Origin of the sequence: Sporocytophaga sp. (assembly GCF_017745095.1) — a bacterium.
In the GTDB taxonomy this organism is placed as follows: domain Bacteria; phylum Bacteroidota; class Bacteroidia; order Cytophagales; family Cytophagaceae; genus Sporocytophaga.
Genome location: NZ_JAGHZZ010000005.1, coordinates 176731 through 199895, shown reverse-complemented (window position 1 = coordinate 199895; position 23165 = coordinate 176731). Strand labels below are relative to the sequence as shown.

Sequence of the window (23165 nt, the reverse complement as noted above, 5' to 3'; positions counted from 1 at the left end):
TATAAATATATACTGAAAATTTATTACTATTTCTAAATATTAGTTTTACAATTGCAACATAAAATCCTGTAATCTTTTCGGATTGCCTACAATCCAGACTATATCTTCTTCCTCAAATTGCATAGAAGAATCAGGATTCAAAATTCTCTCTCCATCTCTTTCTAAGCCGACCACAAGTGCTTTAGCCTTTTCTCTCATACCTGAGGATCGTATTGTAATCCCTTTAAGAGGAGAATTTGAGTTGATTGTGACCTTTTGCAGCGTCATAGTTTCCTTTTGAACAGGAGGTCTGTTTTCTTCAGAAAGCTCTATGAATGGCTTTAATTTAGCCAGCTGATCATCTGTACCGATTACCATCACCTCATCTCCCGGATATAACTTTTCATCTCTGCCAGGATTAGCAATTGTATTTCTTCCTCTTTCGATCATGGCAACGTTTACTCCAAACTTTTCTCTAATTCCAAGATCAAAGAGATTCTGCCCTACAAAAGGCGATTCCGGAGAAACTTTTAACTCTACTAAGTGAGCATCCCAAGGAACTATATCTGGTCTGATTTTATCTTTATGTGAAGCTTCTACCTCCTTTTCGTTAAGATTTGTCAAAAAACGTCTCTCTATTTTACTATACATCTTTTGAATCTTTTTAGAAAACAAGCTATTCAAAACCGCAATCATTACAATTACAAGTATTAAAAAAACAGGGTCTGAGATAAACTGAATCACTAATAAAACTGTAAAAAACAAGCCCAGCATAACTCTGAAAAGGTTCAATGCAATTAGAGGACCACGGCTTACATTTTCGTTATGCCATAAGTTTGAAAATGCATTTTCCTGAATTCGTCTTGCAGATAAAGCCCATAAAAATGGGGCGGCAAGCAGCAATCCAAACCCCGCAGCTACAAAATCTACTATGATTATATTGCTAACATGGTTTCTAACAAAAGGCAATATGTATCTGGTAGAGACAAAGAATATAGAGATGATACAAACTGACTGTATAACAATATTATAAATATATGAATGCAAATAAATCTTCCAGTCGCTGGTTGTGGTGATTACCTGGGCAGTGGAACTGTATTTGTTGAGTTTTTTGATCCAGTTTGAAGGAAGCTTTTTTTCGAGGAACGAATACAATCCCGGTGATAAGCGAATAAGATAAGGAGTTGTGAATGTTGTTATTGCAGATACAGCAACAGCTATAGGATAGAGAAAATCACTCGTCACTTTCAGTGTAAGTCCTAGTGTTGCGATGATAAATGAAAATTCACCGATCTGGGCCAGACTCATTCCGGACTGAACAGAATTTTTAAGTGATTGTCCTGAGAGCATTGCTCCTGTGGAAGAACTAATCAATTTTCCAACTATAGTTACGAAAGTTATGAGTAAAACCGGACCGATGTTTTTAATGAGCATTTCAGGATTAATGAGCATTCCCACAGAAACAAAGAAGATTGCTCCAAACAGATCCTTTACTGATTTTACGAGATGTTCAATTTTTTCTCCCTGAGTAGTTTCGGCAAGAATAGATCCCATTATAAACGCTCCAAGAGCCGGAGAAAAGCCTACTTTAGTCGCAAGCAAAACCATGATCAGACAAAGGGCAATAGATACAATGAGCAATGTCTCATCATTCATTAATTTTCTTGTTTTTTTGAGGAATGTAGGGATAAGAAAAATACCCCCTATAAACCATAATATTAGAAAGAATGCCAGCTTTAAAACTGAAACAAGCATTGCTGCTCCTGAAAATATCTTACTCACTGCAAGGGTTGATAATAACACCAGGAGAAGGATCGCTACCAAATCTTCTACAATAAGCACTCCGAATACCAGTATTGCAAACTGCTGTGTTTTTACATCTAGCTCCTCAAATGCCCTGATGATAATTGTTGTAGAGGATACGGACAAAATACCTCCCAGGAATATGCTATCCATGTTTGACCAGCCTAGAAGCTTACCTGTTCCAAAACCAATTCCAACCATGAAAATAACTTCCACAATAGCTGTGATGGAAGCGGCCCCTCCTACTGAAGCAAGTTTTTTAAAGCTGAATTCCAGCCCAAGTGTAAAAAGAAGAAATATAACCCCTATTTCTGCCCAGACCTTGATATTCTCTTCATCCGTAATGTTAGGGAAAAGAGAAATGTGCGGCCCCACAAGCAGACCAGCAATTATATATCCCAGCACCAGCGGCTGTTTAATTCTTTTGAAAATTAAAGTTATGAGGCCGGCAGCTCCCAGTATAAGCCCTAAATCTGATATAAGCGGAGGTAAATGTACCATAACAACAAACTGAAATAAAAATGTAATTTTTAGAAACCCGAAAACAAGGTTCAGGTTTCTAAAAACACATTATAAATAAATTAAACATGTATAATTCCCTGATGTATGGGAATTGGAAGGATATGTAAAGAGAAACTGAATTATCTGAGGTAGTATAACAGTCAGATTATTTTCTTTTTTTACATCTAAACAAGGTATGGCTTACCCCAATGTTGTCAATATCTTCTTCTACATACAAGCCTGCAGCATGAACACATTGAATCAGATTTTTAGAGTGGTACATCTGGCTGTTTCCATTTGCCATGGCAGTAAAATATAAGGAAGTCATCTGAAGGCTGAATGCTGATGCCTCAAATTTTTGTCTATCCCAATATGTCTCCAGAATGTAAATTGCACCATTTTCGTCAATTGCATCTACACATCTTTTCAGAATAGAAACAATCTCTTCTTCCGAAAAACAATCCAGGAATTGACTCATCCAAACTGCATCTGTCCCTTTAGGTAAGCTTTGAGATGCATCCAACAAATTCACATGATGGCCTTTTATTCTTTCTGAATATCCTTCCTTCGCAATATTCTCCTGGGCCATTGCCAGCTGTCCTGGCAAGTCAATAATGGTCATTTGAACGTCTTTGTCATACTTCACGCATTTTAGTGAAAACTTGCCTGTATTTCCTCCGATATCATATATGCGAGCTGGCTTATGCTTAAAAATATATGGCAAAACAGAATCGAATGCTTGATCTGAATAATAGTGATCAAACTCAAACCAACTTGTTTTTGCTTTAGAAGGTAACTTTGAAAGTCCCTCATAGATAGTTGGCCAGTTCCCGAAAACTTTTAACCCTTCAGGTTTTCCGTTTTTAATAGAATCCTTAAGGTCATTTAAGCCCTGATAGCATACATCCTGTATAAAATTGAAATTTACATTTGTAATCTCATCATACAGAATAAAATGCCCTACTTTGGTAATTATATAGGACTCATCTTCTTTCAGATACAAAACGCCAATTCCCAATCCACCTTCCAATAACACTCTTGCTCCATAAACCGATAAATCCAAATCGGCTGCAATATCTTCGAGCTTGGCTCCAGCCTGGCCTTTTTTCGAAACATATTCCAGTATCCCTAGCTCTCTTAAACATCTGACCGCCTGAAATATAACTGGTGCAAATGCTATTTTCTGCGCTTCTGAAATAGCTTCGATAGCTCGTTTTGAATCGGTTTTAAAAAAATTCATTATTCTCCTTTTAATTAAATTAGTACTCTGTTAGGTTCGGCAAATTCCTCTGGTTGAAAAAGTTACCGTTTTATTTAGGGTTAAAGTTAAAGACTATTAATCCAATTTGACTAAAACACTCTTTGCAATATCAATTTAAATAATTAAAAATGAATGAAAATACAATTAGAATCTCATTAGAACATTAATTTAATTCTAGGTTTCGTGTAAAAAGTATCATTAAAAATAACTATAATTTTCATTTTGAATAATTTTTTTGGAGTAAAAAAACTAATTTAGAATACTTTATAAATTCTTAAGGAAATGAAAAAATCGGCATTACTAAGTCTTATACTGTTTATTTTAAGCTCTACTCTTAAAGCTCAGCCTGAAAAGGAATTTAATAAAGTGGAAGCCAGGGATATGATAGCTCTATGCAATAGTTTTTGCTTTCTGGAATTATACGGTACCGACACAACTATAATTCCGAAAGGCTATGTAAAAACATACACTTCCGAAGTATTAGGAATGGATAACATATATCAGATCTATCAAAAAGATAATATCGCCATCATTAATCTCCGCGGATCTACTTCAAAAAAAATAAGCTGGATGGAAAATATTTATTCAGCAATGATTCCTGCCAAAGGAGTAATAAAAATTCAGAATGAAAAATTCAAATATACTTTTGCTAAAAATAATCATACAGCTGTTCATGCCGGCTATGCACTGGGCATAGCCTTTCTGCACGAAGATGTATTGTTGCATATCAAAAAATTAAACAAAGAAGGCGTGTTCAATTTTCTGATCACAGGTCATAGTCAGGGAGGTGCACTTGCCAATATGCTTCTTGCTTATCTTGAAAACCTTCCTCAAAATAAACTTTCTTCCAGAAACACCTTCAAATGCTACTCCTATGCGGCACCAATGATAGGAAACAAGGCCTTTACAGAAGAATACAATGAAAGATTCTGTCAAACCAACATGAGCTTCAACATTATTAATCCTTCTGATTTAGTACCAACGCTTCCTGTGAATTACAAAGAATGCAATTCATTTTCACAAGGATTGAAGTCCTTATTGCTTGAAGAGGCAAGCTTAGGTGAAAAGTTTAAAGATGGTATATTCTTATTATTTGATAAAAACCTAGCAAGTGCTGTAAGAAAACTCAGTACCTCAGTGGTGAAGCAGATATCAAAAGAAGTGGGTGTCGTGACTATGCCTCCATATGTTGATGATATAAATTATCATAAGCTGGGCAACAGAATTGAAATTTTCAAATCAGTATATCCGAAGATACTTAAAGATTCATCCAATCTTCAAAAAAATACACTGCTTTCCATTTTCCCCAAGACTTCTAACGGTAATTCTGAAAATTCGGAACTTTATAAAAAGGAGCCTATGGTTTATCAACACAAGACATACAACTATTACACGTCATTCCTCTTGAAATTCTTGCCAGACGAATACGAGTTACTTGAAAAAAAGTACCTGAAAGAAAATCTATAAAAGACATGCTGAGCACTCTTAAGCGAGTTTTTCAGCATATTCCTTTTCTTTAAACCCAACAGCTACAATCCTTCCATTAACTTCTATTACGGGTCTTTTAATAAGACTTGTATGTTCCCTCATTAATTCTATAGCACTAACTTCGTCTACAATATTGCTTTTAACAGATTCATCAAGTTTCTTCCAGGTGGTACCTTTTTTATTTACCAGAACTTCCCATGAAACCTGACTTGTCCATTCCCGAAGTTTTTCTTTACTTATCCCCTTGGACTTATAATCATGAAATTCAAACTCAAAATTATGCCCTTTAAGCCATTCCGTGCTTTTCTTAACTGTGTCGCAGCTTTTGATACCGTATACAATCATTTTTTTAAATCTCAAGATCAAATTTAAGCCAATAATTTTAATCTATCCAATCTAGATTAAATATACTATTAATACGTTCCCCAATTTCCCTTAACCTTTCGAAAATCCCACCGTAAAAATGTAGCAAAATGTAAATTGGAATTGCGTAAAACGCTCATTATCACTCATCATTAAAGTTCAAAATCATTTTAAGTGGAACAAGAACTGCGGAAGATTGTTAAATCGCTAGAAGGGAAGTATTAGTCATTGTGTATGAATTCAATAGAAAAAAATAATGTCACTATAACAGGAAATCAGGATTCCAAAGAAACTCTTGTTTTCGGTCATGGATTTGGAACTGACCAAACCTATTGGAGATTTGTAATAAAGGCATTTTCAGAAAGATATAAAATAATAACATTTGACAACGTCGGTGCCGGCAAATCTGCCCCTGCGGCTTACAGCAATAATAAGTATTCTCACCTTCAAAGTTATGCTGATGACATTATAGATTTGACAGAAGAGTTAGATATAAAAGATGCCGTCTTTATTGGCCATTCGGTAAGTGGAATTACAGGCATGCTTGCCTCAATAAAAGCAGCTGAAATATTCAGCAAACATATATTCATCAACGCTTCTCCAAGGTACCTGAATGACGATGGATATATAGGAGGATTCGAGCAGTCGGATCTCGACAAATTATACAATACGATGCAGAGCAACTATCATGCATGGGTGAGTGGATTTGCCCCAACATTTATGGGTAACCCAGAAAAGCCAGAGCTTGCGATTGAGTTTGCCAATTCTCTATCTGCTCTAAGGCCAGATATTGCATATACGGTCTGCAAAGTAATCTTTCAATCTGATCATCGGAAAGATTTGGGCAAATTCAATAAAAAGTCACTTATCATTCAATCAATCAAAGATATTGCTGTGCCTATAGAAGTTGCTATGTACTTAAATAAAAATATTAAAGACAGTACCTTATTTAAGATCAATGCAGATGGACACTTTCCTCATATCAGCGCTCCTGATGAGGTAATTAAAGCTTTAAAGACATTTATATAGTTAAAATTTATTATATCATTGGAAGATTTAATTTATTGGAAAGAGCAGGCACTTGATTTCCTTATTCAAATTAAAACAGTTTATGACTTTCAGAATGTAGATGCATTCAGGCGCAATCTATTACTAAGAATGAAGGAACTTACCAAGTGTGATGATATCTATTTTATAATTAAAGAAGACGAAATTTCTGAAAAAATAACCTATTCAAATCAAATAGAACTAGAGGGCACTTTCACAGAAACCTCATTTCTGAAAGACCCTTCAACTGAAAAACAATACTCCTACCATGAGAAAGTAAAAGTAGGAAGATCACATTTTCTCAAGGAAGATACAACAGTTATTTATATCCCCTTATTTGAACTGCATATTAAAGGTTCCATAGTACTTGGTTGGAATTCGCCTCTTCAGCTTTCTGACGGAGTGGATTATTTTTTTAATGTATGTATAACAAGATTAAAAGAAGTCTTGAAACTGAATTACATGATATTTTCTCTTGAAGAATTGCGGATTAAATTTAATGCAGTTTTTCATTCAGTTTCTCAGGCTTTGATATTTGTGGATGAAACAGACAATAATGCATGGATAAACTCAAAGGCTAAAGAAATTTTAGGCATTTATTCTGAATATGAAGTTCTGTCACCTATTGTTATATCTGAATACATGCGAATGTTCAGAGAAAATGCGATCAATGAAAATGAAATAACCGCCATTGCCACAGAACTATTTAAAGATCCTGAAAAAGAGATCAATAATTGGCTTTGGAAATTTAAGAACAGTGTATATAAAGTTTCAAGTAAACCTGTCATAACAGAGCGAAAGAAAGGAAGACTATGGATGTTTGAAGACATCAGTGAAATTTATTTCGCCAATCAAAGACTGGCTGAAAACAATGAAGAGTTTAAAGCGGCTAATGATCACTTATCTGAGCAAAATGCATTGATACTATCTCAAAACGAAGAGATTCAATTCAAGAACAACAGACTGGAAGAAATAAACCAGGAAAAAAATGCACTTATTAATATTGTATCACATGACTTGAAATCTCCATTTCAACAGATTCAAGGAATGGCTCAGGTAATTGAAATGATTTCTCCACTTCAAGGTGATCAAAAGGTATTTATTGATAACATCAAAGTAGTTTCAAAGAAGGGACTTAACCTTGTAAAAGACATACTCGACATCAGTGCGATAGAACAACAGAAAATTAACAAACAGGAAGAAATAATTGACCTTCAGAAATTCCTTGCCATTGAAATAAAAATCTGCCAAACGGTGGCAGATAAAAAAAATATTAAGATTCATCTGAACTATGAATCTCAATACTCCGAGCTATACACAGATCCTGATTTTTTAAGACGTATACTTGATAACCTTATTTCAAATGCAGTTAAGTTTTCTTATAATGAGAAGAATATTTATGTCCATGTGACCAGTAGAACAGACAAGATTATAATATCAATAAAGGATGAAGGCCAGGGAATGACAGAACTTGATAAACAACATCTGTTTGAAAAATTCAAAAAGCTTTCTGCAAGACCCACAGCTGGCGAGAGCTCTTCCGGACTGGGATTATCAATAGTAAAACTTTTGGTAGAACAGCTCAATGGAACTATTACATGCGAAAGCGAGTGGGGACATGGAACTACATTTATTCTTGAATTCAATACTACTGAAGTTGAATAAAGCACAAAATTTCTATTCAAACAAAAAAATTCAATCCTGGATTTACCCTTTCCTTATGATTCAACCTATCTCATTGTAAAACCAATTAAATAAGTTATTGTGTTTAACCTTTCAATTTTGATTTAGATACCTTGCAAAACATCTGATAAATTACATGAGTAGAGATTGCAATAATGCCTCCCCAAAAAGAACATCACTACAACTATAAAATTAAGCATTCCACATCCTCTATGTGTCTATGCAAAAAAGAATAGAGGGAATATCAGTAGATTGCTTAAAATTATACTACCTAATAATATTCCCTTGATTCTCTTAACTTTCCATTTCCAAAAGGGAATAAGATAAAAGTTGAATAAAGTAACGGATAGAATAATTAGAAACGTATTAATTCATAAACGATGAATCTTCTATCCGGTATGTCTAAACATTATGCCAATTTTAACTGCCCCACTCCTATCCTTGCTATATCTTCATCTTCTTCCTGTGAGAGGCCGCTTACAGCAGCAGCACCAATTACTTTACCATTTGATATAACCGGCACACCTCCACCCCATCCGCAGATTTTAGGATCTCCATAAAAAGCAATATCATATCCCTTTACAGGATCTTTAAGAGCTTTACCTATCTCCGATGTACTTTTCTGAGTACGTGCAGCTGTATAGGCTTTATTTATGGCATTTGCGATAGACGGTAACTTGGTATTATCCATTTTTTCAAAAGCCAGTAATTCCCCATGAGCATCGGCAATTGCTACTACTGCATACTTTCCTCTTTTCTCAAGTTCAAATATGATAGCATTTAAAATTTCTTTGGCCTGTTTATTATTGAGTTCCATTTATTATTTTTAAATTTTCCAAGCAATATAATGATTTGCTAAAGACTTATAAAGTATTATGAACATCTATATTTCTAAAATTACCTTAATACTAATGAACAATAATAGCTTTATTTAACTTATGAGATATTTTTACCACATCAAATGTGAATCAAATTTTAATTATAAAAATACTATGGATGAATTTATGAAATTGGCAATCAGCGAAGCCAGAAAAGGACTGAATGAAGGTGGAATCCCTATTGGTTCTGTATTAGTAAAAGACGGAAAGTTGGTAGCACAAGGCCATAACAAACGTGTACAGGAGAACAATCCTATTTTGCATGGCGAGATGGATTGCCTTAACAATGCAGGACGAATAGGCAGTTATAAAAATACAGTAATCTATTCCACTCTTATGCCATGCTATATGTGTGCTGGCACTATTGTACAATTTAAAATACCCAAAGTGATTGTTGGCGAATCCAAGACATTCAGTGGAGCAAGAGAATTTATGGAACAGCATGGAGTAGAAGTTATAGATCTTGACCTCGATGAATGTAAAAAGATGATGGAAAATTTCATTAATGAGAAACCAAAGCTATGGGATGAAGATATCATGGAGCTTTGAATTGTTGATGGATCATATCAGATGGTAACAGAATCATCTGATATGATCCATCACTAATCATTAATAATACATTCTTTAGTATCTCCACAATACTTTTTCTTCTTAAAAATATTTTTTAAAAAATGCTTGACTAAGTTGAACAGAAATCTAACTTTACGCCAGTTAAACAATACATGGTTATGCTTCCACCTCAAGTAGGCCAATCCCTATAAACTATACAATATAAGTATAGTATAAATTGCAAGAGCAATTCAAATCCAAACAAATTCATTTATTGCATTTTTATTAGAACATAAAACCATGGTTCCACCTCCGGTTCTGCTTATGATGCGCTAAATACATGTAGCATAATCATTTAAATAAAGACTTCCTATTAATCATTATCTAATTAACATTATTCATCACCTAAAGTGAATGAACATGAAAACCTATGGTTAATTAAATTAATTCATCACATGTCATATTGATGCGCATTTAAGCGAAAACCTTTAACTATCAAACAACAACAATAGTAAAATAAAATATGTCATCTCCTTAAGAAGTGGCCATGGATGAACTATGTCTCCTGAATGGATGAGGTTCACCCACCATTATCATTATTTAAGTAAAACATTGTTATTCTTTTATTTTAAACTACCAAAACTATGCTGACTACCATACTTATCGTCGCAACAGTAATTACTATCATACTACTAATAGCTTTCTATAAATCTGTGTTACGTCTGGCTGGTATAATATTTATACCTGAAGATAAGATTGGTCTTGTTACTAAAAAATTTGTATTGTTTGGCAGATATAAAGAGTTACCCGAAGGGAGAATTATCGCTATCAATGGAGAAGCAGGCTTTCAGGCAAAAACGCTTGCTCCCGGTATGTATTTTGGAAAATGGTTATGGCAATATGAAATAAAACTTCAAAACCTTACTGTTATTCCTACAGGTATGATAGGCCTGCTATTAGCTAAGGACGGAGCAGAACTGGAAATAGGTCATATCCTTGCCAGAAAGGTCGAATGTGATTCATTTCAGGATGCCGAAGCTTTTATAAGAAATAAAGGCAGAAAAGGTAGACAATCTGCAGTGATTACATCAGGCTCTTACAGAATCAATACCTTCCTTTTTAATATTGAAATAACACCAATGATAACCATTCCAGAAAATACGTTGGGAATAGTTACAACCTTAGATGGTATGGCTATTGAAGATGGCCAGATTGCAGGCAAAATGGTTACGGATCATAATAATTTTCAGGATGCAGATGCGTTTCTTCAACATCAAGGGAATAAAGGCTTGCAGCAACAAGTCATATTAGCCGGATCTTACAATTTTAATCCTTGGTTTGTAAAGGTTGAACAAAGATATATGACAGAGATACCGATCGGAAGTGTAGGTGTAGTAATTTCTTATGTAGGTACTGAAGGAGAAGACCTAAGCGGTGAGGAATTCAAGCATGGTAATATAGTTGCCAAAGGTCATAAAGGCGTATGGGCTGAGCCTCTGGGGCCTGGTAAATACCCTATTAATTCACATGTTATGAGAGTCGAACTTGTACCAACAACAAACCTTGTACTAAACTGGGCTAGTGCTCGTACAGAATCACATCAATTAGATAAACATCTTTCTACTATCACAGTTCGTTCCAAGGATGGCTTTCCTTTTAATCTCGATGTATCGCAGATAATTCATATTCCGACAAATGAAGCTCCAAAAGTAATAGCCAGATTTGGCAATATGAATAATCTCGTAAGCCAGGTACTTGAACCTACGATAGGTAATTACTTCAGAAACTCAGCTCAGGACGCAGATGTCATATCCTTTCTGACTTTAAGAAAAGAAAGACAGGAATCTGCTAAAGAGCATATCGGAAAGGTTTTAGAAGAGTATAATGTTTTCGGTGTAGATACACTTATAGGTGACATTGTACCTCCTGAATCCCTTATGAGAACCTTAACAGATCGTAAGTTAGCTGAAGAACAAAAGATCACCTATGAAACACAGAAACTCGCTCAGGAGACAAGACAGGCTTTGGAAAAAGAGACCGCTATTGCAGAGATTCAGGCTGAAGTAGTAAAAGCTGACCAGGGAGTATTAATAGCAGAAAGAATTGCTGACGCATCTGTTAAAAAAGCAAACGGTGAAGCAGATAGCGTAAGACTTCAGTCCACAGCTGAAGCAGATAGACTAAAGATGATAGCTGCTGCGGAAGCTGAGAAGGTGAAACTGCTTGCCGATGCTGAAGCCGAAAAGATAAAATTGATGGCTATTGCTGAAGCTGAAAAGATAAGTAAAACAGGAAAGGCCGAAGCAGAAAAAGTACTTGCACTAGGAAAATCTTCAGCTGAATCTTATGAACTGGCGGTAGCCGCAATGGGTGGAGATAATTTCACTCAACTAAAAATAACTGAAGCAATAGGGAAACAAAAGATTAAAATCATGCCTGATATATTGATTTCCGGAACTGGCGGAGAAGGTCCCAATGGCCCAATAAGTGGCCTGCTTGGGCTTAAACTAATGAATGAACTTTCAAGAAAAAATGAGGAGGAAAAAGGTAATTGATAAAATTTCAGAGTTTTTTATTGTAACAACATAAAAAATAAAAGTCCCTTCGCAGGGCTTTTATTTTTTTGAATTATTGAATTTGTATCTATCATTAACTTCGTAAGACTTATAAATACAGGTTATGAATTAATCCAAAATCAAACTTTTAGATAAGAGTTCACTTGCTACTTTGTCGGCGGATAATCCTACCATGAACTGACAACCATATTGAGGAAAATCAGAAATTATTTTTTGTTCAAATTTCTTCTTGGTTTCTTCATCGAATGTGCCTGTACCTTTAGTTATATCTAATAAAGTACCGCAGTAATTTAAAAAATATTCTTTTTGTTTTGAGATAAATGAAAAATCTGCTGTACTTCCATGCCCTACAAAGTACTTATTAAATTTTTTAAGGACTGGTGACAACCTTTCAAGATTCGCAAGCCATCGAAGTATACTTCCATCATTCATATAAGTATGGTTATTGGAATAAATAAAGTCACCTAAAAATGCTGCTTTATTCTCATCCTCCAACAACCAAATGGAATTGGCATCACTATCTCCTCCTGAACCAATATCTATGACAAAAAAGTTTACTCCTGCAATACTTACGGTTTCTCCATCATGTACCATTTGATTAGGATAAACCCATTTAGGTATCCATTCGCTTCCAAACATTCCGGACCATTGTTTATGTTTTTCTTCTTCTGTATCTTCCATTAGCTCTTTCACTGATGGTAATGCATAAATTGGAATATTTCCCTTTGGATCGAGGTTGTATGTACCTGCAACATGGTCTGGGTGTCCATGGGTGAGTACAATTCCTGCTATTGGTTTATTTAAGCTTTCAGCCTTTTGTTTTAGAGCGATACTATCGCTCATAGTTAGTGTAGTATCGATTATAATCAATTCTCTAGATGTTTCAACTATAAAAGCATTGACCTTTAACATTGGTTCCAGGGAAGTGTGGGTGTGGATTTTGTTTTTCATATCTGTTTGATTTAAATTAAGTGTAAACGGTACAGCAGCAAACATAAATATTGTATATTAACCTCACAATAACTGTCAAAGTTGACAGCTCTAACTTTTTTCAGGTATGATCATAAATGGACAAAATCTCGCATACGAACTTAATGGTAAAACTTATCATTGTGCTATGGATATAACAATGGATTATATAGGAGGTAAATGGAAAAGTGTAGTACTTTGGTATTTAAAAAATGAAACACTTCGCTTTACAGAGCTAAAGAAACATATTCCGGACATTACTGAAAAGATGCTTAGCATTCAACTTAAAGCTTTGGAAGCAGACAAACTGATTGAGCGAAAGGTATATGGCACTAAGTCTCCATTTAGAGTGGAATATTCTTTAACAGAATTTGGCAAAACCCTTATACCAGCGCTGGAAGCTATCGCTAAATGGGGAAGAATATTAGGAGAAAAAGACGGAACAGTAATTAATATTGACAAACTTTAATTTCTATCTCTATACAAGTTTCATTAGTTATTCTTTACTGTGGGAATTATTTTTCCTTTGATAACAAAATCAAACATTCATATGAGTAACCTATATATGATGAACATGTTCAATTGATAACGTTTGAAAAAACTTCAACATTTTCATTTGACCAGGTAAAATCACCAAGGCTTGTTGTTAATAAATCTAATTTATTATGAAACACAACGAAAACACCTGCATCTACAAAACCAATGTTTCCCACACTATCAACAATCTTGTAAATCTCCTTTCTTTCATAATGATTGGACATAAGATCTAAATCATTGTTTCGGGCAACTTTGTATATATTAATACCACTTAGTTTAGTTGCGATATTCATATTATCTACTGATTTAAAAAATAGGTCTATATTAAAAATATTATTTGAATCAGATTTATTAATTCTACGAATAACAATTTCACTATGACTTGGGGAATAATCAAGCAAAAAATACTTCCCATTTAAATCTGAATATAATAACTCTTCCATTTTTAAAAATTTGATTATACATCAATTACTGAAGGATCTGATCTCTGTCTACTCTACATTGCACAGAACAAAGAATAAAAATAATGATATCCAAATAGACTTTAAAAAATCTAAGCTCAAGAATTCTCAAGCAGTGCACATCCATCTATGAGAAAAAAGTAACCCTAAATTTAGTTTTTAAGAATCAACAAAACAAGCTTTAACAACTAACAATCAACACATTAAATCAACCCAACAAACACTTCTCAAAATCCACCGGTTATTTTTTCGAGGCTTTTTGGTAAGCTTAGAAAAACAAAAAGAACGAACATGAAAAAGGTGCTTTTAATGATTGGATTAGTGGTGGCAGGGTATACAATGAAGGCCCAGGATGTTGTTGATTCTAAAAGTGTACCGAGTAAAGTGTCTTCGGCTTTGACGCAGAAATATCCCGACCTTAAGTCTGGTGATATCAAATGGGAAAAGAAGGACAACAACTACAAAGCTGAGTTCACCAAGGATGGTCAGGACTATGAAGTAAAACTTGACAATACTGGTAATTGGGTTTCAACTGAAGTAGAGCTAACTGAAAAAGATCTGCCTGAAAAAGTAAGAAACGGTCTTAACAAGTCAGAGTATAAATCATGGACTGTTAAAGAAGTAGAAAAGAAAGAAAAACCTCAAGGAAAGACTTTATACAAGATTGAGGTAAAGCAAGGCGAGCAGGAATATGATGTGTACTTTGATCCAGAAGGAACTCTTGTTAAGAAAAATAAAAGTTAATTATAAAATTTCAGGAATCAGACATGATGACCAGTTATCATGTACTGATTCCTTACTTTAACCTAACAGCTTATTATAAATACTACTACTAAACCTTAGTTAATTGTCTGACTTTTTCAGCTTCTTTTGATTCTCCTATGGTTACAGGAATAGCTGCAGATTCTTCATTAGGAAACTTCAAGAAAAGAGACAATACAGAGATGCCACAAACAACTGCTCCGATTATAAATAAACCAAAGCGATATGAGTGTACAGTAAAAAGAGAGTTAGCTAAAACGGCGCCAATATTTCCTCCTGCCCCAACAATACCAGCCACACTACCCAAAGCCTTTTTATTCACAAAGGGCACGATTGAATAAGTGACGCCATTAGACATTTTAACGAACAAAGCAAACAAAATCATAGTAAGGATAGCCAAAGGAAGGAGTGTCATTTCTGAAAATAACATGATACCAATCCCTTCCAGTAAAAGAAAAGCGCCTAACAAAACGACCCTTCCTCTCAGTCCGAATTTTTGACTGACCTTATCAGAATAAATTCCTCCTAGTGCTCTTGCAAAAAGGTTCATCATTCCAAATGATGCAGCTATAATACCTGCTATCATTAATGGAGTGTTAAACTCTTCAGTAAAGTATATTGCAGCAATTCCATCAATGGTTAATTCTATTCCGAAACAAGCTCCGTATACCAAGCCTAATATCCACACTCTATAATCTTTACAGGCCATCCAGAAACTTCCTTTGATATCAGGATTTTTAGCTCTGAATTCCGGGTTCTTTTTTCTTAACTCAAGAACATTTCCTTCAGGAGTATCCTGGGTGTATTTGAAATAGACATAAGCCATTAGCAATAATGCTAGTCCAGGAAAAATCATGGCAATTCTCCATGCTTCAGATGCTGTAAAACCCAGTGAAACAATACCTGCGAAAATTGCAGGCATTGCCATTTGAGTTACACCACCACCGAGGTTTCCCCAGCCTGCAGTAGTTGCGTTAGCAGTGCCGACTATATTCGGCGCAAACATCACAGAAGTATGATACTGAGTAATTACAAAGGAAGCACCGATCAACCCGATAAATAATCTGCCAATCAGAAAGGATTCATAGCTATTAACCAAACCTATCATGATTACGGGCAGCGCCCCTGCGCTAAGTAATATTACGTAGCACAACCTAGGCCCTATTTTATCACACAACCAGCCTATCAGCAAACGAGCAAAAACAGTCATAGACACAGCTGCCATTGAAATGTTGGCAATTTGTGTTTTAGTCAGATTAAGTTCTTTCTTAATCTCAGGCATCAATGGAGCTAAGCCAAACCATGCAAAAAAACATATAAAAAATGTAAGCCAGGAAGCATGAAAAGCCTTCATTGGAACACTTTTAAAGTTCAAAAGCTCAATTTTAGTTGCCTTGGAGATTTGCATATGGTTTTGTCTTTTGTTTCTCAAATATAAGAAACAAAAAATATAAATACGTATTTTTACTTAATTTATTTTTACGTATTTACCGCTTAAAAAATGAAATAATTCTCAGATCAGAATCAAAAAGGTTAAACAATAAAAACAAACAGCTGATTAACAATACATTAAATTACAACAGCCCAAAAACTCAAGAATTTTAGACGTATGTATAAAAAAAGAAAGGCATTTAGCCTTTCCATATGGTCATTGTTAGTTTTTCTTCTCCGGGAATTTCAACTTTGATTTGCCGTTCAAAATCTTCTTTTACCAGGTGAATTACCTGGATGAGGTTTCTCACATTATCTTCCTGACAAAAAGTTTCTTTCATCTTTTTTAGCAGAAATGCCTCTGCCTGATCAATAGAAGCAGCTGTGACTTCCTTTATGCCAATTCGCTTGCTGGACTTAAAAATTTTGACATGATAATTTTCCATAAGTGGCTCAGTTTAAATTATTCAATCAAATAACCAACGAATAAAATTCTAAACTATTGACGGAACAACTTAATTTCACTCAAATTGTTTTTGATCTCACATTTTTTATTCTATCTATCTTATCTATCCAGATAGATAGAATACATTTTCAGCCAAAAAACTAAAAAAAACTACTTTGAGCAAAAATTCTATATTAAAATTCAATCAAGTTTTTCAACAAACTTAAACCTCGGCACCAATTCTCCATCAATTCTAACGGTTTCTTCAAACATTTTTAACGGTCTCACCCAGAAACCATAATCACCATACAGACACTGGTAGTAGACCATATCTTCCATAGTTTCGCTATGTTTGGCCACCCCTATAACCTTATAATAATTGCCTTTATAATGTTTGTATTTTCCAGGTTCTATCATTTCATTATTATTTTATAATTTGCCTTTCAATATCAAAATTTGGTCATTTTCAGGAAAATAATTTCATTATAAAAAAACTTTCTTCAACGAAATCAAATTAACATCAATTGTCAGAAATCCCCCTCAGGATTGTCGTTTTCCCAATCTAAATATTTAAAAGGAAGCTCTGATATTTGTAACATCAATAACCAAAAAACATTTTAAAAATATGAAAATTTTAGGATTCATTTTACTAGGGATTTTAGGTCTAATAGCGCTTTTTCTGATTGTTGCGATCTTCGTACCAAAGGAATATGCAATTGAAAGGGAGATTACAATCAATAAGCCTAAATCGCAGGTATTTGACTATATCAAGCATGTTAAAAACCAGCTTTATTTCAGTGAATATGTACTGATGGACACTGCGATGAATAAAGACTATAGAGGTACTGATGGTAACGTTGGATTTGTATTTGCATGGGATGGTGAAAAATCTGGTAAAGGTGAACAGGAAATCAAAAATATAAAAGAAGGAGAAAAGGTTGATCTGGAACTAAGATTTGTTAAACCAATGGAAAGTACAGCCAATGCATACTTCGCTACGGAATCTGAAGGTCCTAACGCCACAAAGGTAAAATGGGGAATGAATGGGACCAGCAAATATCCAATTAATCTCATGACACTGATAATGTCTGGTAACCTTGAAAAATCAATGGATAAAAGCCTGCATACCCTGAAGACGATTCTGGAAAAGTAAAAGAAGTTACAAATTGTAAAACTCACTATCCAATAATAGGAATGTGAGTTTTTTTTATATTTCAGCAATACCTTCTACATCCCTTTACATTATTAGGCTTCAAGAACATTATCAAAAGTTCAATCCAATCAAAATAAAGAAATCTGCTAAGATTTTTGAAGACTGAAACTTAACACAAATCTTGCTGGTTTAAAAGAAATGAAAATACACACTATCTTCTTCTCACTAGCATTACTGGTAGCGCCTGGTCTTAGCAAATCAAAAGGAAAAAATGATACTCCGAATGCTACTATTGAAAAAATAGAAAAGAAATATGATGCATTAAGCAAGACAGCACCTATTGTTAAAGCTAATGGCAAACCTATGTGTCAAAGTCTAAGGTTTATACAAGAAGAAGACAACATCATACAAGATTATAGTAAATTACGCCAGATAGCAATCATCCGTCATGGTGAGCCGGATATGGTAAAAACAGGGCAATACACATGTTCTGAAGCTAACCAGTTTTTAAAATGCTATGACAGTGTTTGTATAATAGTTCCGGAAAAACCATTTTTCGAACTTGGAGCCAATGAAGATGTAAAAATATTTTCCAGTCCTATCAACAGGGCACTTACAACTGCTCATTACCTTTTCGGAACAGATAAAGAAATTACAGTTTCTCCATATTTCAGAGAATTTGAAAACAGAATTAAAGAGTCCGAATCGAAGAAAAAACATTCGATAAAAAGATGGACTACCACCTCCCGAATTAAATGGATGCTGGGTATCAATCGAGCAAAAGGAATCGAAAGTTTTTCCCAAGCCAAGGATAGAGCACATAAAGGAGCTTCCATACTTAATAATGCAAGTAAAGACAATGCTAAAGTTGTGCTTACCGCTCACGGACTGCTTAATAGATATCTGAAGAAAGATTTGAAAAAGATGGGATGGAAAGTTGTAGAGGATACTGGTAACGACTATTTCGGAACGACCATTCTGGTTAAAGTAGAGGAATAGATCCCTAAAATTGTTGATCCAAAAACAAATGGGATATGTTGAATTCATCAACGTATCCCATTTTTGTTTTTATTATTTTTTAGTTGCCCATTACTTCTGTCCCACTACTTCATACCATACAGCACCTGTTTCATCAGCAAAGGCTTTATAATATGTATTATTAACTTCGTAATAAGTATTTCCTTCTACAAATACTTTCATTGCACCTTCAGGTAGGAAGTCCACCCTAGCACCCATTGGAGGTTGCACAGCAATATATTCATTAGCAGATTGAGTATAAAAAGATCCATAATAGTAATAATATGGAACATTTGAAACATATACTCTCATGCTGTTTACAGGAATACTTCTCACTCTTATACCACATGGAGCTGATGATACCACATAAGAGCCATTCATCGGCTGATAGAAAATCCCGTTGGAGTAACGAAAGTTAATACCTCTATTTGAAATAATTATTGAAGTCGAGGGAGCATAGGCAACACTGCTTCTATAGACAGGCATTGCACCGTATCTGTTAGGGGCATGATAAACATTGGTTACTCTTCTATCTACATAGACAGGACCGTTAGAGTGACCATGATTTCTATTGAAATCAGCATGAGCATATTGATGTCCATGATTATTTCCTCTGTTATGATTATTTTGATTTTGGTGGTTACGATTATCATGACCTCTTCCATGCTGAGCTTGAGCGGCAATGTTTAATCCAAATACCATTAGAAAAAGTCCTGCTGAATAAATGATCGGTTTCATAAGAGTAATTTTTTTAAGTCCTGTCATATAAATAACAAGTTTGGGACCACTTCTTCATATGATATTTTTGAGGATTTAGTCTAACTTTTCATCAAAAAACATACTCCTCAAAATCAATCCATTACTAATAAAGAACCTATAATACTCAAAGCATCTATAGATTTGATTTTTCAGGTTTGGTCATTAATTAATATTAGTTTCTCTATGCTTTCAAATACTTTGTATATGAAAATAAGAAGATAAAGTATAAATCTTAATTATGGCAGGATTAATTGGTACTTAAAACAAAACCCTCCTGAAAACCAAGTTATCAGGAGGGTTATATGATAAGGAGTAAATAATTATTTTACTACTTTAATGGTTTTTACTTTACCTTGAAGATGCACTTCTACAAAATACAGTCCTGGAGCCCAATTTTCTGTAGAAATATTTAATGTATTTACTGCAGGTTTTTCAATAAACTTATATGTATCTCCAAGTACATTCACTATTTTAATTAGTTCCGGGAATATACCTGAAGGCATTTGTATAGAAAGCTCATTTTGAAATGGCACAGGATAACATATAATAGTTCCCTCATTTTCCCTATTGGCTGATGAAATGTTTAAAGGCAGAGGTTCAACGTCTTCAACAATAGCATTTAACTGAGCTATAGAAACCATAAACCAGGCATCATGAGGAAGCCATTGTTCTACCCATCTCCAGTTTTGCCAATCTGAAGTTGCAAATGGAGCCCAATCAATATCAGTTTCACTTTTATCTTTAGCAGTAATACCATTACAAATCCCCCCTACATAATTAGGGCCCTTTCCACCGCTAAGATATGTAGGATAAGTAGTCGTACCAACTCCAGTCATCATGCATACATCAAATGGATTTTTCCCTAAAATCCAGTCAATTTGCGAGATGGCAAACTCATTGTCAAAATCTCCTGAAAAATCATAATTTCCAAGGAATCGATAGGAAGCAAGTAATGCACTTGTCATAGAGGCCAGACGGGCATTTTCTCCCTGCCACCAGTAACCTGTTTCATTAGCATGTGGAAGGAAAAATGATTTAGCTGCAGGTAATGAAGTCCCATCTTTATAAGGACTACCAAATTCTCTTACGTATGAAAAAGGATTATTCACCTCTGTAGAAAGAGATTTATACCAATCTATCCACTTTAAGATAAAGCCAGCAACAGCAGATCTCTGAGAAGGATTTGCCTGAGCATACTCAATTAAAGAAATAACAGGTAACCCCTCATCCGCTGCATGATAAAACGGCCTGGTACCTGCGACATTTGAAGAAAGATAACCTTCCGTTTTTTGCAACGCCATAAGCTTAGTTGCATAAGCTGAAGCGTCGGCAAGATAGGCAGCATTCTGAGTAGCCTGATATAATTCTATAGTAGCAAGGAGGCCACAGTAAAAATCAATTATATTTTCAGTATGATCGTTACAGTACTCTAAATTCTTTGTCGCATAACCACTCGCTCCTGGTGATTTCAAATGATTGTAAAGAACCTCTGCTTTAGCCAGGTATTGAGCCGGTGTATATTCTCCTTCAGAAAGATTCATACGTGACGATCTTGCTAATGCAGCAATTGCCATACCTGCACCTTCACGCATAGCTGACTGATAGTTCGGCGTACGGCAATAGTCACAGGCAGGAGCTTGCCCCCACTCTGTTATTTCCCTTACAGCTGTACCGCTACCCCAATCATCAAATACAGATAAATACAGATACCCTGCAGGGTCAACGTTTCTAACAATATAATCGGCACCAAATGCTGCTTCTGAGTGCAATGCATCATCGAATGAAGCATATGCATCAGGGTTTAATGAGTAAGATTTAAGAAGACTCCAAACAACAAAAGGAATTTGCTGAGGATTGAAGTAATTGGCATAAGAAAGGTGTGACATGTGCTTACCCGGATCACCAGTTGCATCTTTCCAGCCACCATGTACATCAACTATGTCATTTCTGGAACCATTAAAAGATAAAGTCTTGTCTGAAGTTCCGGTATGTCTCATTTTATTAAAAAATGAAACAACTTTGGAAGCAGTCTCTGTAAATAAAAGGTTTTGATCAATTTTAAATGTATAAGAATACAGATTCCCTGCTTTCATTTTAACTTTATAACTTCCTATACTTTCAAAGTCAGAGAAGTTTAACTTCCAGTAGTTACCGGTAGTCCAGCCGGCTACCTGTCCCTCATAAGTCCCCAGCCCTCTGTAAACAATTTTATTGGTATTATCTACCACATAAAAGCTATCAGTGGAAAGTGCTATAAGGTTTGATTGGTAGATCGCTACTTTAGGACCTTCTTGTTCATAACCAATCTGATTAATTAATATTTTCCCGGGCAAATAAGGTAGAGGATCACCGACAGTCACATCATCGAAATATACAGTTCCTGTATAACTAGTCCCTGCATTAAAGAAAAATGTAGCTGTTACAATATGAGCGGCATCAAAGCCTGAAGGAAATTTATCCTTAAAATCAAATGACAAAGTCTGATAAACTCCATTTCCTGTAACTGATTTGGATTGTGAAGATAGTCCTGTCCATTTACCAGAGGCATCCTGAAGGTCCACTCTTAAGCTGAAATTACTTGCGGCTTTTACTTTAAGTGAAACTACTGGATTAGCAACAATAGATATTGGCGTAAATTCAAATTCCAGATTTTCATAACTAGTACTGGAACAGATTATTTTTAATTCCTGATTTGCTGCACTTAAGCCAAAGTGGGAAGGATTAGTCCCGGCCCATCCGGAAGTAGTATTCCCAGAAAAATCAGTTAATATGCCCGTTTGAGCATAAAGATTGATTCCCAGAAAAATAAAAAATAAGAGCGGTAGTATGCGTATTGAATTCATTCTTTCAAAGCTTAACTTTTGCACAAAAATACATTTTTAGAGGAAAAAGTTATATTTTTTATTAATAAAATTCAATAAACTACTTTTAGATGCTTAGTAGTCAGAATGATAAGTTAAAAGTTCACGTAAAAGAGAATTTAAAAGACATAACAAACCTCTTCCTTAATAAGGGTAATCTTCATTAAAAAAGAGGTTAATTAATTTTATTGCGATTTATGTTTTTCCTTATGTTTGCGATGTTTTCCTTCTTTTTCTTTACTAGGCCCTTCATTTACCGGAGCAACTTTGGTGGTATCAGCCTTGACAACTGGTTTGACTTCTGCCTTTTTTAAATATTCAAAAAGCGTAAAGCCTATTTTTCCGTTGTATTTCACCTTACACCAATCACCTTGCAGCTTAGAAAGTAATAAGACACTTTCGTTCTCCGCAATGTACACAACATACTGACCATTTGCAGCCGGAACTTCCCTCAATTTAATTCCGCTGATGTTCGATACTTTGTAAAGGTTATCCTGAGCCTTTAAAGTAAAGTTTATTTGAAGAATAAAAATTCCTACTAAAAGTAATGTTTTGCGCATAATGTGCTCAATTTATATCCATTAATAACTTAATACGGAAAAAAGATAAAAGAGGATATCTGATTTTGACCTCCAAAGACCT

21 protein-coding genes are annotated in these 23165 nt (G+C 34.8%); 9 read left to right on the top strand and 12 right to left on the bottom strand.

Features of this window, described 5'->3' with window-relative positions:
• Window positions 1-45: 45 nt before the first annotated feature.
• Together J7604_RS09705 and J7604_RS09700 are read right to left on the bottom strand one after the other, a co-directional pair.
• On the bottom strand, window positions 46-2283 hold the full coding sequence (locus J7604_RS09705; protein WP_293894789.1) for a cation:proton antiporter: 2238 nt from the start codon (window positions 2281-2283) through the stop codon (window positions 46-48).
• A gap of 166 nt (window positions 2284-2449) precedes the next feature.
• Entirely contained in the window at window positions 2450-3523 is a 1074-nt protein-coding gene (locus J7604_RS09700; protein ID WP_293894786.1) for a methyltransferase, read from the bottom strand.
• A gap of 303 nt (window positions 3524-3826) precedes the next feature.
• Here J7604_RS09700 and J7604_RS09695 point away from each other — a divergent pair, with 303 nt between their 5' ends.
• Window positions 3827-5011 carry a hypothetical protein gene (locus J7604_RS09695; RefSeq protein ID WP_293894783.1) on the top strand — a complete coding sequence of 395 codons (1185 nt, stop codon included), beginning with the start codon at window positions 3827-3829 and terminating at the stop codon, window positions 5009-5011.
• An 18-nt stretch (window positions 5012-5029) separates the two neighbouring features.
• Here the strand turns inward: J7604_RS09695 and J7604_RS09690 are convergent, their stop codons facing one another.
• Window positions 5030-5377, bottom strand: coding sequence for an arsenate reductase (locus J7604_RS09690; RefSeq protein ID WP_293894780.1), 348 nt, complete (start codon window positions 5375-5377; stop codon window positions 5030-5032).
• A gap of 252 nt (window positions 5378-5629) precedes the next feature.
• Here J7604_RS09690 and J7604_RS09685 point away from each other — a divergent pair, with 252 nt between their 5' ends.
• Window positions 5630-6424 carry an alpha/beta hydrolase gene (locus J7604_RS09685; protein WP_293894777.1) on the top strand — a complete coding sequence of 265 codons (795 nt, stop codon included), beginning with the start codon at window positions 5630-5632 and terminating at the stop codon, window positions 6422-6424.
• An 18-nt stretch (window positions 6425-6442) separates the two neighbouring features.
• The gene (locus tag J7604_RS09680; RefSeq protein WP_293894774.1) at window positions 6443-8107 is read left to right on the top strand and encodes a HAMP domain-containing sensor histidine kinase; all 1665 of its coding nucleotides are present in this window, start codon (window positions 6443-6445) and stop codon (window positions 8105-8107) included.
• Window positions 8108-8534: 427 nt separating this feature from the next.
• Here J7604_RS09680 and J7604_RS09675 read toward each other — a convergent pair whose 3' ends face one another.
• Window positions 8535-8942, bottom strand: a complete 408-nt coding sequence (locus J7604_RS09675; protein ID WP_293894771.1) for a heme-binding protein — start codon at window positions 8940-8942, stop codon at window positions 8535-8537.
• 175 nt (window positions 8943-9117) lie between these two features.
• Between J7604_RS09675 and J7604_RS09670 the strand changes: the two genes are divergently transcribed.
• The gene (locus J7604_RS09670) at window positions 9118-9552 is read left to right on the top strand and encodes a nucleoside deaminase (RefSeq protein ID WP_293895142.1); all 435 of its coding nucleotides are present in this window, start codon (window positions 9118-9120) and stop codon (window positions 9550-9552) included.
• 644 nt (window positions 9553-10196) lie between these two features.
• Window positions 10197-12107: an SPFH domain-containing protein gene (locus J7604_RS09665; protein WP_293894768.1), complete on the top strand. Its 1911-nt coding sequence runs from the start codon at window positions 10197-10199 to the stop codon at window positions 12105-12107.
• A 129-nt stretch (window positions 12108-12236) separates the two neighbouring features.
• Here the strand turns inward: J7604_RS09665 and J7604_RS09660 are convergent, their stop codons facing one another.
• Window positions 12237-13079, bottom strand: a complete 843-nt coding sequence (locus tag J7604_RS09660) for an MBL fold metallo-hydrolase (protein WP_293894765.1) — start codon at window positions 13077-13079, stop codon at window positions 12237-12239.
• 106 nt (window positions 13080-13185) lie between these two features.
• Here J7604_RS09660 and J7604_RS09655 point away from each other — a divergent pair, with 106 nt between their 5' ends.
• Entirely contained in the window at window positions 13186-13566 is a 381-nt protein-coding gene (locus tag J7604_RS09655; protein WP_293894762.1) for a helix-turn-helix domain-containing protein, read from the top strand.
• Between the two features lie 109 nt (window positions 13567-13675).
• Here J7604_RS09655 and J7604_RS09650 read toward each other — a convergent pair whose 3' ends face one another.
• Entirely contained in the window at window positions 13676-14077 is a 402-nt protein-coding gene (locus tag J7604_RS09650) for a hypothetical protein (protein WP_293894759.1), read from the bottom strand.
• A gap of 309 nt (window positions 14078-14386) precedes the next feature.
• On the opposite strand from J7604_RS09650, the gene J7604_RS09645 reads away from it, so the two are divergent.
• Window positions 14387-14839: a PepSY-like domain-containing protein gene (locus J7604_RS09645; protein WP_293894756.1), complete on the top strand. Its 453-nt coding sequence runs from the start codon at window positions 14387-14389 to the stop codon at window positions 14837-14839.
• Window positions 14840-14927: 88 nt separating this feature from the next.
• On the opposite strand, the gene J7604_RS09640 is transcribed toward J7604_RS09645, so the two are convergent.
• From J7604_RS09640 to J7604_RS09630, 3 genes are all read right to left on the bottom strand, one after another.
• On the bottom strand, window positions 14928-16265 hold the full coding sequence (locus J7604_RS09640) for an MFS transporter (RefSeq protein ID WP_293894753.1): 1338 nt from the start codon (window positions 16263-16265) through the stop codon (window positions 14928-14930).
• Between the two features lie 223 nt (window positions 16266-16488).
• Entirely contained in the window at window positions 16489-16734 is a 246-nt protein-coding gene (locus J7604_RS09635; RefSeq protein ID WP_293894750.1) for a hypothetical protein, read from the bottom strand.
• Window positions 16735-16934: 200 nt separating this feature from the next.
• Window positions 16935-17150 (bottom strand): DUF1653 domain-containing protein, encoded by a 216-nt coding sequence (locus J7604_RS09630; protein ID WP_293894747.1) that lies wholly within the window; start codon window positions 17148-17150, stop codon window positions 16935-16937.
• Between the two features lie 208 nt (window positions 17151-17358).
• Between J7604_RS09630 and J7604_RS09625 the strand changes: the two genes are divergently transcribed.
• Together J7604_RS09625 and J7604_RS09620 are read left to right on the top strand one after the other, a co-directional pair.
• Window positions 17359-17886, top strand: coding sequence for an SRPBCC family protein (locus J7604_RS09625; RefSeq protein ID WP_293894744.1), 528 nt, complete (start codon window positions 17359-17361; stop codon window positions 17884-17886).
• Window positions 17887-18084: 198 nt separating this feature from the next.
• Complete coding sequence (locus tag J7604_RS09620; protein WP_293894741.1) at window positions 18085-18885, top strand: histidine phosphatase family protein; 801 nt, start codon at window positions 18085-18087, stop codon at window positions 18883-18885.
• Between the two features lie 90 nt (window positions 18886-18975).
• Here J7604_RS09620 and J7604_RS09615 read toward each other — a convergent pair whose 3' ends face one another.
• The 3 genes from J7604_RS09615 to J7604_RS09605 all read right to left on the bottom strand — a co-directional run bounded on the left by J7604_RS09615 (window position 18976) and on the right by J7604_RS09605 (window position 23083).
• Window positions 18976-19641, bottom strand: coding sequence for a DUF6515 family protein (locus J7604_RS09615; protein ID WP_293894738.1), 666 nt, complete (start codon window positions 19639-19641; stop codon window positions 18976-18978).
• Between the two features lie 341 nt (window positions 19642-19982).
• The gene (locus tag J7604_RS09610; RefSeq protein ID WP_293894735.1) at window positions 19983-22505 is read right to left on the bottom strand and encodes a glycoside hydrolase family 9 protein; all 2523 of its coding nucleotides are present in this window, start codon (window positions 22503-22505) and stop codon (window positions 19983-19985) included.
• A 203-nt stretch (window positions 22506-22708) separates the two neighbouring features.
• Window positions 22709-23083 carry a hypothetical protein gene (locus tag J7604_RS09605; RefSeq protein WP_293894732.1) on the bottom strand — a complete coding sequence of 125 codons (375 nt, stop codon included), beginning with the start codon at window positions 23081-23083 and terminating at the stop codon, window positions 22709-22711.
• Between the last annotated feature and the right edge of the window lie 82 nt (window positions 23084-23165).

What these genes read in the sequence shown, in the direction of transcription:
- J7604_RS09705 (WP_293894789.1), bottom strand. Translation starts at nt 2,283, where the DNA reads ATGGTACATTTACCTCCGCTTATATCAGATTTAGGGCTTATACTGGGA.
- J7604_RS09700 (WP_293894786.1), bottom strand. Translation starts at nt 3,523, where the DNA reads ATGAATTTTTTTAAAACCGATTCAAAACGAGCTATCGAAGCTATTTCA.
- J7604_RS09695 (WP_293894783.1), top strand. Translation starts at nt 3,827, where the DNA reads ATGAAAAAATCGGCATTACTAAGTCTTATACTGTTTATTTTAAGCTCT.
- J7604_RS09690 (WP_293894780.1), bottom strand. Translation starts at nt 5,377, where the DNA reads ATGATTGTATACGGTATCAAAAGCTGCGACACAGTTAAGAAAAGCACG.
- J7604_RS09685 (WP_293894777.1), top strand. Translation starts at nt 5,630, where the DNA reads ATGAATTCAATAGAAAAAAATAATGTCACTATAACAGGAAATCAGGAT.
- J7604_RS09675 (WP_293894771.1), bottom strand. Translation starts at nt 8,942, where the DNA reads ATGGAACTCAATAATAAACAGGCCAAAGAAATTTTAAATGCTATCATA.
- J7604_RS09670 (WP_293895142.1), top strand. Translation starts at nt 9,118, where the DNA reads ATGGATGAATTTATGAAATTGGCAATCAGCGAAGCCAGAAAAGGACTG.
- J7604_RS09665 (WP_293894768.1), top strand. Translation starts at nt 10,197, where the DNA reads ATGCTGACTACCATACTTATCGTCGCAACAGTAATTACTATCATACTA.
- J7604_RS09660 (WP_293894765.1), bottom strand. Translation starts at nt 13,079, where the DNA reads ATGAAAAACAAAATCCACACCCACACTTCCCTGGAACCAATGTTAAAG.
- J7604_RS09655 (WP_293894762.1), top strand. Translation starts at nt 13,186, where the DNA reads ATGATCATAAATGGACAAAATCTCGCATACGAACTTAATGGTAAAACT.
- J7604_RS09650 (WP_293894759.1), bottom strand. Translation starts at nt 14,077, where the DNA reads ATGGAAGAGTTATTATATTCAGATTTAAATGGGAAGTATTTTTTGCTT.
- J7604_RS09645 (WP_293894756.1), top strand. Translation starts at nt 14,387, where the DNA reads ATGAAAAAGGTGCTTTTAATGATTGGATTAGTGGTGGCAGGGTATACA.
- J7604_RS09640 (WP_293894753.1), bottom strand. Translation starts at nt 16,265, where the DNA reads ATGCAAATCTCCAAGGCAACTAAAATTGAGCTTTTGAACTTTAAAAGT.
- J7604_RS09635 (WP_293894750.1), bottom strand. Translation starts at nt 16,734, where the DNA reads ATGGAAAATTATCATGTCAAAATTTTTAAGTCCAGCAAGCGAATTGGC.
- J7604_RS09630 (WP_293894747.1), bottom strand. Translation starts at nt 17,150, where the DNA reads ATGATAGAACCTGGAAAATACAAACATTATAAAGGCAATTATTATAAG.
- J7604_RS09625 (WP_293894744.1), top strand. Translation starts at nt 17,359, where the DNA reads ATGAAAATTTTAGGATTCATTTTACTAGGGATTTTAGGTCTAATAGCG.
- J7604_RS09620 (WP_293894741.1), top strand. Translation starts at nt 18,085, where the DNA reads ATGAAAATACACACTATCTTCTTCTCACTAGCATTACTGGTAGCGCCT.
- J7604_RS09615 (WP_293894738.1), bottom strand. Translation starts at nt 19,641, where the DNA reads ATGAAACCGATCATTTATTCAGCAGGACTTTTTCTAATGGTATTTGGA.
- J7604_RS09610 (WP_293894735.1), bottom strand. Translation starts at nt 22,505, where the DNA reads ATGAATTCAATACGCATACTACCGCTCTTATTTTTTATTTTTCTGGGA.
- J7604_RS09605 (WP_293894732.1), bottom strand. Translation starts at nt 23,083, where the DNA reads ATGCGCAAAACATTACTTTTAGTAGGAATTTTTATTCTTCAAATAAAC.